This is a genomic window from Edaphobacter sp. (assembly GCF_035763405.1).
Taxonomy (GTDB): domain Bacteria; phylum Acidobacteriota; class Terriglobia; order Terriglobales; family Acidobacteriaceae; genus Edaphobacter.
Genome location: NZ_DASUBE010000112.1, coordinates 1 through 16152, shown reverse-complemented (window position 1 = coordinate 16152; position 16152 = coordinate 1). Strand labels below are relative to the sequence as shown.

The window sequence follows — 16152 nt, the reverse complement described above, 5'->3', positions numbered from 1 at the left end:
CCCCGCATTTCTTCCACTTCCGCGCCAATGCATCCGTTCTCACTCACATCGTCCTCAGCCCTCCGGCCGTCCTCATTAAGCCGGCTGAACCCATGCGCGACAGTCTGGATTGACCCCCACCCCGGAACACGATAAACTCATTAAGTTTGGCGCTGTAGCCTGCGTGTCTTCATCGCAAAGGTTGCAGAGCGAACAGGCTTCAGGCGAGTTAAACAGTCTGGCCGGTTGGTTCAGTGCAGTCACCTGTACGCGCCCCTGCAACACAACTTACTTTTAGAGGAAGCGGCAGCTCCCAGAGCCGTCGCCTGAGGTTCCAGCCATGTACGCAGTCATCCGCACCGGCGGCAAACAGTATCTCGTCTCTCCTGGCGAGCAGTTGAAGATCGAAACCACCGCCCAGAAAGACGGCGCCATCGAGTTCGCCGACGTCCTCGCCGTCAGCCCCGAAGAAGGCAAGTTCGAATCCAACCTCTCCGGCGCCAAGGTTCTCGCGTCGGTTGTGAAGGAAGGCCGCGGCGACAAGATCCTCGTCTTCAAGCTCAAGCGCAAGAAACAGTACAAGAAGATGCAGGGCCACCGCCAGAACTTCGTCGAAGTCAAGATCAACGAGATTCTGGTCAATGGCAAGAGCTTCAAGGCTTAAGAGTTCAATTCAAGACGCGCCCTGACGAAGCTGGCGCGAAAGAGGCAAAGCAATGGCACATAAAAAAGGTTTAGGTTCTTCCAAAAACGGCCGCGACTCAAACGCGCAGCGGCTCGGCGTCAAGAAGTTCGGTGGAGAAGCCATCCTCGGCGGCGGCATCATCGTGCGCCAGCGCGGCACCCCTCTCAAGCCCGGCCTGAACGTCGGTCGCGGCAAGGACGACACCCTGTTCGCCAAGATCGACGGCATCGTCCGCTTTCAGGACCGCGGCCAGCAGGGCCGCTTCGTCAACGTCGATCCGGCCGAAGTCACCGCCGTCCGCGCGTAAGCGGAGATATTCCAGCAAAAGGCGCCAGCCATCGAGCTGGCGCTTTTCATGCTTCATGCGCTGCCAGTGTGCTGCCTCTCAAGTTCGCAACATAAATAACATTGTCATCCTGAGCGAAGTTTGCCGGTTTTTACGGCAAACGGAGTCGAAGGACCTGAGGTTGCTCCCGCTACGAATGCGACGAACTTCTGGGACAACATCCTGTTGCTACCGAGCCTTCGACCGCCACTTCTCCGCCAGCTCCCGGTCAGCCAGCGCTTTGATGAACACGCCACCCACCACGCTGCGAGCCTGGAAGCCGACCTGCTTCCCCGTCTTGGTGTCATACCAATCAGTCAGCGGAACGCGGCTCGGCCCCGCGTTCACCCACTTGTAGATCGGGTCAATGATGGCGTTGAACTCGTCGGCAGTTGGAGCAAGCGTAGCCGTCCACACCGACCAGTCCAGCTTCGTATAGTCGGCGCGGCTGTCGAGCGGAAGCCCATAGCGGTTCACCTTCGTCAGGTAGAACTTGACCTCGCTGTCACGCACGCTCGGCGGAAACAGGTTATAGTCCAGAATCTTGTCCCAGACCAGGTTGTACTTCTGGCTCCACGTTCCGGGGCTGTTGAAGGCGAGCTTGTAATGGTCGCCTTCCTTCGCCATCGTGATCCACTTTGCCGCCATGTTCTTCGCGGTTGCATGATAGTCGCGCGCCACGTCCTCGTGGCCCAGCAGATGCGCAAGATCCGCATAAGCCGCCAGCGCGTCGATGGCCTTAATCGAAAGGTTCGCGTTGTGCGCCACGTGACCGGCAAAGTCGTCGGTCGTCAACTGGTTCTCCGGGTCGAGCCCTTTGGCCTTCAGGTATTCAGCCCACTTCGTCAACTGCGGCCAGTAACGCTCGGCCAGTTGCGGACTGCCTTCGGCCCGCGCCACCGCATCGGTCAGGATGAGCATGTTGCCGCTCTCTTCAACCGGCATCTGGTTGTCTTCGGTCTTCTCTCCGCCGCCATAGACCTGCCCATTCGCCAGCGGATACTGTCCCAGATCATGCGGCGAGAAGGGAAACTTCCATCGCGCCAGCGACGCATACTCCAGCACCGGCAGCAACTGCGCCTCCAGCAGGTGCGGGTTGAAGAACAGGAAAAACGGCGCCGAAGGGTAAAGCACGTCCACGGTCGCAATGCAGCCGTTCGAGAAATTCTCCTTCGCAAACAGCATTGGATCGCCGTTCACATCGGCCACCAGCTTGTGCGCGGCCAGCGTCTGGCGAAACGCCAGAATCGCAATCGCCGCATACTGCGCGCCGCCTGCCTTCGTCAGGTCAGCAGCCAGTTCCGCATCGTAAGCCTCGCCCTTCTTCTCCAGCTCCGCATACTGCGTCTCCGCCAGGTCGAGCATCTCGGCCACAGACATAGTGTTCCGCTGCCAATAAGGCCGCAGGTTCCGCTCCAGATACTGAATCGCGTAGTCCTGCGTGTAAGCAACCAGCACGTGCCTGCTGACCGGCGCAGCACTCACCTTGCCGAAGTCCAGCGCCGCCGCCAACTGCGCGCTCGAACGACCCGGATGCTCCGGCATCCCCATCACGTCCGACTCGGGCAATTCGCCAGTCGCGGCGAAGTCCTGCGCCGCATGTGCAACAAGGAACGTGCTGTAATGCGCGTCCTTTGGCACGCCCAGATGAAAGTGTCCCCAGTCAATGCGCAGGTTGTCGCCCGAGCGATTCAGGATGTGCTGATCCTGCGACCCTGCCGAAAGCACGTCGAGCGACGCCGTTCGGTTGCGCGTCAACACCACCTTTTCGTTCGCGTCGTTCACCGCAATCACCGGATCGACATCAAACAGCACCTCGACATCATGCGCCACGCCGTCATTCGACTCCGCCGTCCACGTCAGATACGTCACCGGCCGCGAGAGCACATCGAGATCATCCACAAACGCCGGAGTAAAAAACACCAGCTTCAGCGTCACGCCACTCTGGCGAAACTCGTAGATGGTGTGCGTCGCAGCAACCGTATGCACGGTCTGCTCCATCGCCGGTACGCGGTCTGGACGTCGCCCCATGAACCGGTACGGCTTGCCGTCGATGCGCGCGATGCCGATCATCGGCTGCGCTGTGCCGGTCCAGTGAACCGTGTCCGAGCCGGTCAGGTCATCCGTAAACGACCACACGCTGAAGTACGGATCGTGCGTAATCAGCGGTGTTGCGGGCGGACGTTCCTGGGTGTCCTGGGCGCGGGCAAAAGACAGGCTGAGACACACGGCAAGGCACACGGCAAGACGCACACAAGATCGATGCAAGACGCAACTCCCAACATGTTGTGTTGAAACCGGTTGCAATCATACCCGCGGCCTCTCTCGACTGCAAACTTTTGCCGGCAGATTCAGTCTCGTCTGCCGTTATTCCCGTGCCCGGACCACCGGCTTGCCCTTCTCATTCAGCCCAATCCGCGCCATCGGCGTCTGGTGGTCGTGGGTAAACAGCACCAGCCACTGCTCCGGAATCGCTCGCGCATAAAACCGCTTCCGTTCCGCAATCGACCGCACCGGGTCGAGGTCGTAGCCCATGACCCAGGTTGGGTCCAGATGCGCCGAGGTAGGAATCAGGTCCGAGATATAGCAGGCGTGCTCGCCGCCGGACTCGATATGCACGGCCATCAACTGCGCCGTGTGTCCGGGAAAGACTTCGGCTCGAATTCCCGGACAAAACTCCGCCGCCATGCCCTCGACGAGCGTCATCTGCCCGCTCTCCACCAGCGGATCGTAGTTCGGCGAAATGTAGCTCACCTTGTCGCGGTCCAGTTGCAGATGCCCATGCTCCACCTCGCCCTTGTGCGCAAAGTACCGTGCGTTGGGAAAGGTCGGCGTCACACTGCCGTCAGGATGAAGCGTCGTGTTCCAGCCGCAGTGGTCAAAGTGCAGGTGCGTATTGATGACCACATCCACCCCATCCACGCTCACTCCAGCCGCCGCCAGTGAACGCGGCAGCAGCTCCTGATTCAAGTGGATCTCCCGCATCTTCGCCGAAAGCTTGTTGCCAAGCCCCGTCTCTATCACGACCGTCTGCTTCCCCGTCCGCACCACCACCGTGTTCAGCCCAAGCAGGATGCGGTTCAACTCATCGGCAGGCGCGCGCTTCTCCCACATCGTCTTTGGCACCACGCCGAACATGGCTCCGCCGTCCAGCTTGTACGAGCCATCCGTGCAGACTGTCACCTCGAAGTCGCCAACCTGTGTTCGCGCGCGCACCAACTCGGAGGCCGCGACGCCTCCGGGCACAGCAATCTCCCCCGATTGACTCATGGGCTGCCCTCACACACCCATCGTACCGTCTATGATCGACGGGCGGGGCAGCCGCAGGCTAGACCCGCGTTCCTGGCGCAACCGGAGCGGCAATCTCGACTCCGGTAGCCGCAGCGTGTTGGTTCGCGTCGGCCATCATGCTTGGGCGTTCAACAGGTTTGACCAGCGCGGTATCGTTCACTTCCGCGCCGTGTGCCCGTTGCTTGATCTGGAAGCACTGTCGGCACAGCACAGGGCGCCCCTGCGTCGGCTTGAACGGGACAGTGGTTTCCACTCCGCACTCAGAGCACTCCGTTCTGGTTTCGGTGCGCGAAATTCCCGCCGCCGCCGGTCCCGCCCCCGGTCGCGCACTCGCGCCCGCACGTTTCGACTTGCAGGGCTTGCATCGCTTCGGGTCGTTCTTGAATTGTTTGTCGAAGAAGAAGAGTTGTTCTCCGGCGGTGAAGATGAACTCGCCGCCGCAATCTGCGCATGTTAAGAGGCGATCTACAAATTCCATGGCCGCTACTCCCGTGGTACGGAATTGACGATGGACTGGCTGCTGGCCTGGTCTTTCAGAGGACATGCAGAAGCCGATCGGCACTGCGATCTCACTTCCAGAATCTCTTTGGGGGCCCGGGCCGCGATCTCGCAGCATTTACATCTGGAGTCCGGTCAGTGTGGCCCAAACTCAGGGCCCTCTCTGCCGGGTACCGGTCTCATGGCGGGAGTCCATGCCAGCCGGTGGTTAGAGGCGGCCGTCTCGCCTGGCTCTACAGCGGGAGACGGCCTGCCGTTATCGGGAGCGGATGACTAATCCTGCTCCTTGCGGACTTTCTTGCGATTGCGCTTGCGCGCCAGCGCTTCCTTCACACGCTTCTTTTCACCGGGCTTCAGGTAAAAAGAGTGGCGCTTGACTTCCTTGATAATGTCTTCGGTCTGCACCTTGCGCTTGAAGCGCCGCAGGGCATTCTCAAGGGGTTCGCCTTCCTGTACTCGAACCTCTGCCAAGAAAAATACACCTCCAAACAGTCCCAATGGGGTAGCTAATAGAATACCGCGCTTTCAGTAAAAAACCACGCACGCAACCATGAAATTACACGGAAATCCACAGCCTAAACCGGGATGGAACGCAATTTGCACATCACTGTGCAAAACATGTCTCATTCGTGTTCGGCAGGGCGCCCCAAAGCCGGTGAAACTCTTCCCGCCCATCCCCCCGTCTAAACGGGAATATGAAAGTCAGCGAACTCCAGGACCACCTCTACACCCTCGAAGAGCGGCTCTTCCACCCCGACCGCGAGCCCCACCGTGCCGACCTCATTCCTCTGCTGGCCGACGACTTCCAGGAGTTCTGCAGCTCCGGCCGCATCATGAACCGTCAGCAGGCCATCGACGCACTGCTCAACGGCACGCCCCGCGCCGCTACCCTCAGCTACTTCTACGTCACCCTGCTGGCCCCCAACGTAGCCCTGGCCACCTACCACGCGGCCACGGCGCTCCACACCTCGCATCGGTCGTCCTTGTGGGTCAACCGCGCTGGACGCTGGCAACTCCTCTTCCACCAGGGAACCATCGCCGCCTGAAGGCGGGGATCAGGGCCGAGAGTACTGTTCGTCACTCCGTGCATCCCACACAGCACGTCATCTCGACCGGAGGCGGCGTCTTTTGCCGCCGTAGTGGAGAGACCCCCGTATTTTCTCTGGCGCACGTTCCAACTCTGAGCACTGGCCCATCTCACCTACACACAAAAGGCTCTCAGTCGAGACGAGAAGATCCTATCCCTAAGCCCTACTTTTCCCCTTCTCCTCGTGGTACTCCTGTTCCGTATTGATCTCCCAGAGTCCAGCCTTGTCCACGTTGCCCGCGATGATGCCATCCACCGCCGTCATCGCCGTCAACATGCTGTGGTCCTGGTTGTTGTACTTGTGCATTCCGTTCCGACCCACCAGAAACAGGTTCTCGAACCCATCCACAAACTCGCGCAGCTCGTCGAACCGGTTGTAGGTACCGAAGTAGGCGGGGTAGGTCTTGGGCACGCGCACCACGTGGCCGTCCGAGACGTCCTCCGCGTTCAGGATGCCGATCTTTGCCACCTCGCCAATGGCAAATTTCTTCAGGTCTTCATCGGGCATCTTCCACAGATCGTCGGTGTCGTAGCAGAAGTACTCAAGCCCAATCCACACCTTCGTAGAGTCCGCCACCAGATACGGACTCCAGTTATTGAAGATCTGCAAGCGCCCCAGCAACACGTCCGGCTCCTGCACGTAGATCCAGGTGTCCTTCAGCAGCCCGCCGTCCGGCTCGCGTACCTTCAGCCGGTCGGCAAGCAGCCCCACCGTAATAAAGTCGCGGTACTGTAGCCCATCGCTGACCTCACGCACATTCGCCGGCACCGGAGCGTCAATCGCCGTCACCAGCTCGCGCATCGGCATGGTCGAAAAGAAGTAGTCACCGGCAAACGTCCTGCGCTCGCCCGAGCGATTCACCGCGTCCACCGAAACCACCCGCTCGCCTTCGCAGTGGATCTTGTCCACGCGCCAGTTCATGTGAATCTCGCCGCCCTTTTCTTTCACGAGATCGGCAACGTGCTCCCACAACTGCCCCGGCCCCAGCTTCGGATACATGAACCGCTCAATCAGGCTCGTGTCCGTGCCCTTCTGCGCAAGATCGCCCTTCTTCTTCCGGCTCACGGCCTTCTTCACAAAGTGCTTCACCGCGCTCGTCAGGCTCAGGCCCTTGATGCGCTGCGCTCCCCACTCAGCCGAGATCTCGTTGCACGGCGTTCCCCACACCTTCTCCGTATAGCTCTTAAAGAACGTCAGATAAAGCTGCCGCCCGAACCGGTTAATCAGAAAGTCCTCAAGGCTCTTCTCCGGCGCAATCTGGCTCACGCGCGACTTCATATAGCTCACGCCGACCTTGACCGTCCGCACCGCACCCAGGTTCTTCAGCGTCGTCGCCGTCAGCGTAATCGGATAATCGAAGAACTTGCGCAGGTAGTAGATGCGGCTCTTGCGCGGGCGGATCAGCATCACCAGATCGGGATCGGGCGGTTCATGCGCCACGACCTTCGCCGCGACCTCTTCAGCAGTCTCCGGCTGCTCTTCAGCTTCCACATCGATGTGGTGCTGTATCGGCCCGGTGCCGCGCAGCACCGGTTCCTGGTGCAGATGCGCCGGGACCGTCACCTCGCGCGTCTTGCCCTGATAGCTGATCTGATGGTTGACTCCGGTCGCCGCGTCGCCGACAGTCTCGGGCGGCATCAGGTCGATCCACCACTGCATCACGCGGTCGCTCTTCGAGAAGAAGCGATGCCCGCCGATGTCCATCCGATAGCCCTTGTACTTAATCGTGCGCGAGATGCCGCCGATCTCGTCGCTCGCCTCCAGCACAACCGGCACAATGTCGGACCGCCGTAGAAATTCCAGCGCCGCCGTTAGCCCAGCCGGCCCGGCGCCAATGATCAAAGCAGTCTTCTTCACACTCGTCCTTGCAGGTCCCGAAGTCACGTACCGCATTGTTCCGCTCCCCGATTATATTGTGTCTGTTTTCCCGATGTGGAACAGGACGGCGACGGTCCCTTGAACTGTCACTTCCAAAAGATGACTTTTTTCCCCTATCATGGACAATCAACCTTTATGTCGCATGTTCTGGTCACGGGCGCGTCAGGCTTTTTCGGAGGTGTTCTCAAACGCAGGCTCCTGCGCGAAGGTCACACCGTCGTCAATATCGATCTCGAACCCGATGAAGATGCGGAAGCCTCACTGCCCGGCCTCACCAGCATACGCGGCGATCTGCGGGATCCCGCCCTCATCCAGCGCACCTTCGTGGAGAATCGCTTCGATGCCGTCTACCACGTAGCCGCGCAGTTGGCGCACGGCATGAAGATGGACGAGCACCTTCTCTGGACCTCGAACGTCGACGCCACGAAGCTGCTGGCCCAAACCGCGCGCGACGCGGGCGTACGCCCGTTTGTCTTCGTATCGACCAACTGCCTTTGGGCCGCCAACCTTGGTCATCCCGTCAACGAAGACCGCGACACTCCCGCGCCCATCGAGCTATACGGCAAATCGAAGCTCGCCGCCGAGCAGTGCCTTCATCAATTCACCGACGATCTCGACGTCGTCATCATCCGCTGTCCGACCATTATGGATGCCGGACGCCTCGGCCTGCTTGCCATCCTCTACGAGTTCATCGACGACAATAAGACCGTCTGGGTTGTTGGCGACGGCGGCAACCAGTACCAGTTCATCTATGCCGAAGACCTTGCCACGGCCTGCATTCTGGGCGCCTCTTTCGGAAAATCGGACCTCTTCCATATCGGCTCCGACAACGTCAAGTCGATGCGCCAGGTATACGAGTCCGTCATTCGCGCCTCCGGCAGCCGCTCCAGGGTGCGGTCGCTTCCCAAAGGGCCGACCATCGCGGCGATGATGCTTGCGCACAAACTGCGCGTCTCCCCGCTCGGCCCGTATCACTACAAGATGATCGCCGAAAGCTTCGTCTTCGACACCGAGCGCATCAAGCAGCGACTGGGCTGGAAGCCCTCGCTCACCAACGAGGAGATGCTGTTGAAATCCTACGAGTATTACGCGCGGCACCGCGAGGAGATATCCGGCCGCACCAATGTCTCCACCCATCGTAAACCAGCATCCATGGGAATCATCAGACTGCTTAAATGGATATCCTGAAGCCGCGCGCAAAGCCAACCTTCGCCTTGCCAGAAGCCTTCTCCCTTCTGGGATTCTGCATTCTGCTTGCCTGGTGCATTCCGCATCACGAGTCGTGGTTCGATGAGGCGCAGGCATGGCTGATCGCGCGCGACTCCAGCCTCCGGGACCTGCTGCTGCATCGCCTCCACTACGAGGGAGCGCCGGCGCTGTGGCACCTGCTTTTGTGGATCGAAGCCCGCCTCCTCGTCTCGTTCCTTGGGATGCACTACATCGCAGGCGCACTCTCTGCGTTCGGCATTTATATCTGGCTGCGATTCAATCCGCTGCCCCGCGTCCTCTCCCTGCTCGTTCCTTTTACATTTTTTCTTCAATATCAGTATGCCGTGATTGCGCGAAGCTACTCGCTGTTCCCGCTCTTCGCGTTTGCTCTGTTTGCGCTCTACCAGAACAGGAAAAGCAGTCCCATCACGTTTTGCGTCATAGCCGGACTGCTGGCCAACTGTTCTCTGCATATGGCCGCCTTCGCCGCGGGGGCCGTTCTCTTTTACGCTGCTGACCGTCGTCAGCTTCAGCGAGAGGGCAGCATCGCGGTGAGCCGCCGCCAACTCTCCGTCTCTGCCGTTGTTCTCCTGCTGGCCTTCGGGGTGTCGGCATTCGTCGCGCGGCCAACTCCCGATGGATCGTTCGGCAATCCGGTCGTCCAGAAGATCGGTAGTGAAATGCCGGGTTCTGCGCACGAAGTCAAGGCTGAACCGTTGGCGGACAAGCCGATTGAGCTTCCTCCGGCGCATCAGGGACGAATCGCCAGGAAAATCTGGCGCGCGGTTCATCCCGCCGCGAACGCCAGCCACAGGGCCGTCATCGAGAGCAAGCTGGTCAAACATCTCCTCGAAGTGCCCGCGGCACTCACCGCTCCCATCTCTACCTCCAACTTGCTCGCCATCCTCTTCCTTGTTCTGCTCGCTCTCAATCTCACGCGGCAGCAGCTTTGGCTTTCCCTGGCCCCGTATGCGCTGGTGTTGTTCGTCTTTGTCTGCATTCAGGGGGCATCGCATCACCTCGGTCTGCTCTGGATTGGCCTGCTTTGTTCGATCTGGGCACTCTCGATCGAACCAGCTTCTTCGCGCGAAGCCTCCCACTCGCTGCGCTCCGCCCTGTATCTCGTGACGCTCATCGTCATCATGATCCAGATCGGCTGGAGCATTCACTGCATACGCGCCGATATATTCGGCGCATATGCGCCGGACGAAGAGACCGCCGCCTTCATCAGCCGCCAGCCGCCCGGCACAAGGATCGCCGCCTTCGACCTCAACTCCATTACGGCGAATGCCTATCTGCCCAAATCCCGCTACTTCAATCAGCGCGTGAGCTACTGGCCGTTCAGCAAAACAGCCGACCCCAGCCTCCGGATCCAGCAGACCATGGCGCAACGGCCGGACATGGTAATCGAGTCTCTCGCCATCTCCGAGGACCCGTATATCAACCAATGGCTCACCGTGATGACGCCCGGAACCAAGGACTACGATCCCGCCACCTTCAGCCTGCTGGCGCAAGACGGTTATCGGGAGACGCATCGCTTTTGCGGGGAGCACCTCTTCCGAGGCTCGTCGGAACAGAAGGTGTGCCGCGTCGTCTTTGAGGCCGGTGCGGCAGGCACTTCGTCTCTACGCTGACTGCTCCCGCTCCTTCACCTCGAACTCCAGCCCGCTCTTGCCTGCCTTCACGGCAACGTGGTCGCCATGCAACACGCTGCCGTCGAGGATCTTCACCGCCAGCGGGTCCTGCACCATGCGCTGAATGGCCCGCTTCAAAGGCCGCGCGCCGTACGCGCGGTCGTACCCGGCCTTGAAGATCGCTTTCCGTGCCGCGTCCGTCAGCTCGAGCGTAATCTTGCGATCAGCCAGCAGCTTCTCCAGGTCCTTCAGCCGCAGGTCGACGATATGCGTCAACTGCTCGTCGCCCAGCGGATGGAAGACCACAATATCGTCCACGCGGTTCAGGAACTCCGGCCTGAAGTGCTTCTTCAGCTCGTCAATCACGCGCTCCTTCGCTTCATTGAACCCCTCCTCGCCCTGCGCCCACGCGGTCGAGAGCTGCGCCGCTCCCACGTTCGAAGTCATAATCAGCACGGTATTTTTGAAGTCCACCGTTCTGCCCTTCGAGTCCGTCAGCCGCCCATCGTCCAACACCTGCAGCAGCACGTTGAAGACATCCGGATGCGCCTTCTCGATCTCGTCAAACAGCACCACCGAGTAAGGCCGCCGCCTCACCGCCTCCGTCAACTGTCCGCCCTCGTCGTAGCCCACATAGCCCGGAGGCGCGCCAATCAGCCGCGACACCGCGTGCTTCTCCATATACTCGCTCATGTCGATCCGCACCATCGCGGCCTCATCATCGAACAAAAACTCAGCCAGCGCGCGCGCCGTCTCGGTCTTGCCCACACCAGTCGGTCCCAGAAAAATGAACGAGCCAATCGGCCGCTTCGGATCGCTCAACCCCGCGCGCGAACGCCGAATCGCATTCGCCACCACCGTGAGCGCCTCATCCTGCCCCACCACGCGCTCGCGCAGACGCTCCTCCATCTGCACCAGCTTCTGTACCTCGCCCTCCAGCATCTTCGAGACAGGAATCCCCGTCCACTTCGACACAATCGCCGCGACGTCCTCTTCGTCCACCTCTTCCTTCAACATCCGCCTGGGCGCCGCATCCTTTTCTTTATTTCCATTCCGCGGCGAAGCGGAGGAATCTGCTTCTCGATCCTCGGCCACCGCAGCATCCTGCAACGCCGTCAACTCCTTCAGCTCCGCCTCCATCTTCGGAATCTCGCCATACTGCAACTCCGCCGCGCGCTGCAGGTTGCCCTTGCGCGTCTCCTCTTCTGCCTGAAAGCGCAGCCCTTCAAGCTGCTGCTTCAGCTCGGCAATCCGGCCAATCGCGCCGCGCTCCTTCTGCCACCGCGCCCGCAGAGCAGCCGCCTGCTCCTTCACTTCAGCCAGCTCGCGCTCGACCGCCTCCAGCCGCTCCTTCGAGCCGGCGTCCGTCTCGCGCTTCAGCGCCGCGCGCTCAATTTCGAGTGAAGTCGCCCGCCGCTCCAGATCATCAATCTCCACCGGCACCGAGCCAATCTGAATCGCCAGCGCAGCCGCCGCTTCATCGACAAGATCAATCGCCTTGTCCGGCAAAAAGCGGTCGCTGATGTAGCGATGCGAAAGCGTAGCCGCCGCCACAATGGCCGAGTCCTTGATCCGCACCTTGTGATGCGCCTCATATTTTTCTTTCAGTCCGCGCAGAATCGCAATCGTGTCCTCCACGTTTGGCTCGCCCACGTAGACCACCTGGAACCGCCGCTCCAGCGCCGCGTCCTTCTCGATGTACTTGCGATATTCATTCAGCGTCGTCGCGCCAATCGCCCTCAGGTCGCCGCGAGCCAGCGCCGGCTTCAGCATATTGCTCGCATTCATCGCGCCCTCGGCCGCGCCCGCGCCGACAAGCGTATGCAGCTCATCGATGAACAAAATAATCTCGCCGTGCGACGCCTCAATCTCCGTCAACACAGCCTTCAGCCGCTCCTCGAATTCGCCGCGAAACTTTGCCCCAGCCACCATCGAGGCCAGGTCCAACGCACACACGCGCTTGTTCTTCAAAATCTCGGGAACGTCGCCCAAAAAGATCCGCCGCGCCAGCCCCTCTACAATCGCTGTCTTGCCCACGCCCGGCTCGCCAATCAGCACCGGGTTGTTCTTCGTCCTGCGCGAAAGCACCTGCACCACGCGACGAATCTCCTCATCGCGCCCAATCACCGGATCGAGCTTGCCCCGACGCGCCAACTCAGTCAGGTCCTTCGCGTACTTTTCCAAAGCCTGAAATTTGCCCTCAGGAGTCTGGTCGGTCACGCGCTGCGAGCCGCGCACCGCGCTCAGCGCCTTCAGAATCGCATCATGCGTCGCGCCAAACGCCGCCAGTGCCGACTGCACCGCATCATTCTTCGCCACACCTGGAGCCTTCGCCAGCGCCAGCAGCAGGTGCTCGGTCGAAACATAGTCGTCCTTGAAGTTCTCCGCTTCCTTGAACGCCTGCTCCAGAACCTTCTGCAAAGCGGCCGACATGCCAGGTTGAGCGCCGCCCTGCACCTTCGGCAGCTTCCCAATCGCAGAGTTCACTCCGCTCAAAAGCCGCTCCACCGGCACGCCCACTTTTTCGAGCACAGGAATGACCACGCCCTCGCGGTCTTCCAGCAGCGCCGCCATCAGATGCAGCGGCAACACCTCCGGATTCCCATTCTCCGCCGCATGGCTGCTCGCTGCCTGCACCGCCTCCTGCGACTTCACCGTCAACCTGTCCCACTTAATCGCCATCCCTCACCTCTCGCAGCCCTTTTCCGTTTCCTTTGTTCGTCATTCCCGAAGGGAATCTGCGTTTCCATTCCGCAGCTCTTATGCATTTCCATCCCGTACCCTGAGCGAAGCCGAAGGGGAAGGAATCTGCTGTTCCTCCAACCAGCCACAAACGCCCGGGTGGGAAAGTCCAACCCCAACCAGCCACGATACAAAAAAGCGGGAGGCAAAGACACCTCCCGCCGCTATCACAACCTGGTCAGGCCGCTGCGGTCGTCTTCGCAGCCGCCTCTACCTGCTTCGGCTTCGCCGAGCCTACGGCGATCTTCACCTGCTTCGGCTTCGCCTCGGCCTTCTTCAGCGCCGTGATGGAAAGCACCCCGGCATCGTACTCCGCCGTCACGCTGGCGGCATCCACCGTCTGCGGCAACGCGAAGCTTCTGGCGAAGCTCCCGAACCTCCGCTCGATTCGGTGAAAGTTCTCTTCCTTTTCCTCGGCTTCAAACTTCCGCTCGCCCCTGACGACCAGGGTCTGGTTCTCCACCTTCACGTCCAGATCTTCTTGCCGGATGCCCGGAACCTCCAGCTTCAGCACCACCTTCTGTTCGTCTTCGTAAACGTCCACTGGCGGCACAAAGCTCGGTGCAGCCAGGGCTTCGCTGTCACCCACTGCGGGCGTCAGGTCGTGAAAGATGGCGTTCAAGCGGTTCTGGAGAAACGACAGGTCATTGAAACTACTGCGATAAGGAGTCCATCGTGTGATTGTCATTGCAAAAATCCCCCTCGAATGAATGATTTGCTGCCATGCTGGTTCGGGTCAGCTACCTATAAGACGCTCTATTTCGTAAATGGTTGCATATAATCTTATATAAACACACTCATATTTAAATCAAACCTGTACCCAGATGCCACCTCGCGCCGTCAACCCCACCGACGAGTCAAAATTCGCGCATCATGCTGAAAAATATGAGGATAATCGCCATCCGAAAGTGGCGGTCGAGTTTCCATCGCGGAGTTAAAATAGAGAGGTAGAAGTAAAGCACGTCATCTCGACCGAAGGTGGCGTCGTTTGCCCCCGCAGTGGAGAGATCCCCGTATCTCCTCGGGATCACAAGCAAGGTTCTGCCACTTCCATGTCCAGCAAGCCCTGTATTTCAAGGACTTTACAAAGGTAAACCCCACAATATCAGGACTTTTTACTGGACCGGCCCGGAGGTCCGAACCTAAGTCCTTTGTTCGAAGGACTTTGCACAAAAACAGGGGGGAGGGGGGAGGCGGCTATACCGAGGCAGTCGCCGGCAGGATATCCGACACATCCACCCACTGCGTTGGATACTCGCCCGTATAGCAGGCCGTGCAGAACGACGCCGGCGAGAGCCCGTCCACCGGCTCTCCGATGGTGCAGGAGTGAGTCAGCCCAGGCAGCGACAGGTAGGCCAGCGAGTCCGCCTCGATGAACTTGCAGATCTCCTCAATCGAGTGGTTCGCCGCGATCAGGTCCTTCTTGCTCGGCGTGTCCACCCCGTAGAAGCAGGGCGAGATCGTCGGCGGACACGAGATGCGCATGTGCACCTCGGTCGCTCCCGCCGCGCGCACCATGCGGACGATCTTGCGAGAGGTCGTCCCCCGGATGATCGAGTCATCAATCAGAATCACCCGCTTGCCCTCCAGCAGCGACCGCACCGGGTTCAGCTTCATCCTCACGCCGAAGTCGCGCGTGCGCTGCTCCGGCTGAATGAACGTTCGGCCCACGTAGTGATTGCGAATCAGGCCGAGGTTGAACGGAATTCCCGACTCGGTCGCATAGCCCAGCGCCGCCGTCACGCCGGAGTCCGGCACCGGAACCACAAGGTCGGCAGCCACGGGAGCCTCGCGCGCGAGCTGGCGTCCCATCTCCTCACGCGACTTCTGCACCCAGCGTCCGAAGATGCGCGAGTCAGGCCGCGCGAAGTAGACATGCTCGAAGACGCACGAAGCCGTCGGAACCGTCTCGCGGGCGAAGCGGCGGCTGGTCACGCCGTCTTCCGAAACCATCACCAACTCGCCCGGCTCGACATCGCGCTCGTACTTGGCGTGCAGCAGGTCGAAGGCGCAGGTCTCGGAGGCGAAGACAAAGGTATCCGGAGCGCCGTCCACGCCGGGGATGCGCCCCATCGAGAGCGGGCGGAAGCCGTGCGGGTCGCGCGCGGCGAAGATGCGATTGCGCGTCATCATCACAATCGAGAACGCGCCATCGACCTGCGAGAGCGAGTCCGCGATGCAATCCACCAGTGTCGAAGCCTTCGAGTGCGCGATGAGCTGCACGATGATCTCGGTGTCCGAAGTCGTCTGGAAGACAGCCCCGTCGCGCTCCAGCCGCTCGCGCGAGTTGCCCAGATTCACCAGGTTGCCGTTATGCGCAATGGCAATCAGTCCCTTGGTCGATTCCACCGAAATCGGCTGCGCATTCAGCAACGCCGAGTCGCCCGTAGTCGAGTAGCGCGTGTGCCCGATGGCTATGTGCCCGGGCAGTCGGGCAAGAACGTCGTCAGTGAAGATCTCCGAGACCAGCCCCATGCCCTTGATGTCGTTCACATTCTGCCCATCCGCCGAAGCGATGCCAGCCGACTCCTGCCCACGATGCTGGAGCGAATACAGCCCCCAGTACGTCAGCCGCGCCGCATCAGGATGGTTGTAGATTGCCATGACGCCGCACTCTTCGCGCAGCTTGTCGAACGGAGTCACGTCGTCCTGCTCATCAACCACGCCAACCTCATCAACCCCGTTAACCTCATCAACCACGCCAGCCCCATCAACCCCGTTAACCTCAGAACTTGTCATCCTGAGCGGAGCGCGCAGCGCGGAGTCGAAGGACCTGCGGTTGTCTCTTCGATTGTCCTCCCGCAGCTCATTCTTATTTCCATT

General features: G+C 60.3%; 13 protein-coding genes. 5 read left to right on the top strand and 8 right to left on the bottom strand.

The window, feature by feature from the left end; all coding sequences use genetic code 11:
• Positions 1-319: 319 nt before the first annotated feature.
• A complete protein-coding gene (gene rplU, locus VFU66_RS11650; protein WP_326446426.1) occupies positions 320-643 on the top strand; it encodes a 50S ribosomal protein L21 in 324 nt (107 codons plus the stop codon).
• 52 nt (positions 644-695) lie between these two features.
• Entirely contained in the window at positions 696-971 is a 276-nt protein-coding gene (gene rpmA, locus VFU66_RS11645) for a 50S ribosomal protein L27 (RefSeq protein ID WP_326446425.1), read from the top strand.
• Positions 972-1178: 207 nt separating this feature from the next.
• Here the strand turns inward: rpmA and VFU66_RS11640 are convergent, their stop codons facing one another.
• The 4 genes from VFU66_RS11640 to rpsU form a co-directional block, all read right to left on the bottom strand.
• On the bottom strand, positions 1179-3257 hold the full coding sequence (locus tag VFU66_RS11640; protein ID WP_326446424.1) for a glutaminase family protein: 2079 nt from the start codon (positions 3255-3257) through the stop codon (positions 1179-1181).
• Positions 3258-3356: 99 nt separating this feature from the next.
• On the bottom strand, positions 3357-4259 hold the full coding sequence (locus VFU66_RS11635) for an MBL fold metallo-hydrolase (RefSeq protein WP_326446423.1): 903 nt from the start codon (positions 4257-4259) through the stop codon (positions 3357-3359).
• 58 nt (positions 4260-4317) lie between these two features.
• Positions 4318-4758 carry a zinc-ribbon domain containing protein gene (locus VFU66_RS11630; protein ID WP_326446422.1) on the bottom strand — a complete coding sequence of 147 codons (441 nt, stop codon included), beginning with the start codon at positions 4756-4758 and terminating at the stop codon, positions 4318-4320.
• A 293-nt stretch (positions 4759-5051) separates the two neighbouring features.
• A complete protein-coding gene (gene rpsU / locus VFU66_RS11625) occupies positions 5052-5249 on the bottom strand; it encodes a 30S ribosomal protein S21 (RefSeq protein ID WP_014267628.1) in 198 nt (65 codons plus the stop codon).
• Positions 5250-5473: 224 nt separating this feature from the next.
• Here rpsU and VFU66_RS11620 point away from each other — a divergent pair, with 224 nt between their 5' ends.
• Positions 5474-5824 carry a nuclear transport factor 2 family protein gene (locus VFU66_RS11620; protein ID WP_326446421.1) on the top strand — a complete coding sequence of 117 codons (351 nt, stop codon included), beginning with the start codon at positions 5474-5476 and terminating at the stop codon, positions 5822-5824.
• 198 nt (positions 5825-6022) lie between these two features.
• On the opposite strand, the gene VFU66_RS11615 is transcribed toward VFU66_RS11620, so the two are convergent.
• A complete protein-coding gene (locus VFU66_RS11615) occupies positions 6023-7759 on the bottom strand; it encodes an NAD(P)/FAD-dependent oxidoreductase (protein WP_414649426.1) in 1737 nt (578 codons plus the stop codon).
• A gap of 120 nt (positions 7760-7879) precedes the next feature.
• On the opposite strand from VFU66_RS11615, the gene VFU66_RS11610 reads away from it, so the two are divergent.
• Positions 7880-8932 carry an NAD-dependent epimerase/dehydratase family protein gene (locus VFU66_RS11610; RefSeq protein ID WP_326446419.1) on the top strand — a complete coding sequence of 351 codons (1053 nt, stop codon included), beginning with the start codon at positions 7880-7882 and terminating at the stop codon, positions 8930-8932.
• Positions 8920-10587, top strand: a complete 1668-nt coding sequence (locus tag VFU66_RS11605) for a hypothetical protein (protein WP_326446418.1) — start codon at positions 8920-8922, stop codon at positions 10585-10587. The genes VFU66_RS11610 and VFU66_RS11605 overlap by 13 nt, the downstream gene beginning before the upstream one ends.
• Here VFU66_RS11605 and clpB read toward each other — a convergent pair.
• The 3 genes from clpB to purF form a co-directional block, all read right to left on the bottom strand.
• The gene (clpB, locus tag VFU66_RS11600) at positions 10579-13269 is read right to left on the bottom strand and encodes an ATP-dependent chaperone ClpB (protein WP_326446417.1); all 2691 of its coding nucleotides are present in this window, start codon (positions 13267-13269) and stop codon (positions 10579-10581) included. The genes VFU66_RS11605 and clpB overlap by 9 nt on opposite strands.
• Before the next feature lie 238 nt (positions 13270-13507).
• Positions 13508-14017 carry an Hsp20/alpha crystallin family protein gene (locus tag VFU66_RS11595; RefSeq protein WP_326446416.1) on the bottom strand — a complete coding sequence of 170 codons (510 nt, stop codon included), beginning with the start codon at positions 14015-14017 and terminating at the stop codon, positions 13508-13510.
• A gap of 509 nt (positions 14018-14526) precedes the next feature.
• Positions 14527-16068 (bottom strand): amidophosphoribosyltransferase, encoded by a 1542-nt coding sequence (purF, locus tag VFU66_RS11590; protein WP_326446427.1) that lies wholly within the window; start codon positions 16066-16068, stop codon positions 14527-14529.
• Positions 16069-16152 lie beyond the last annotated feature (84 nt).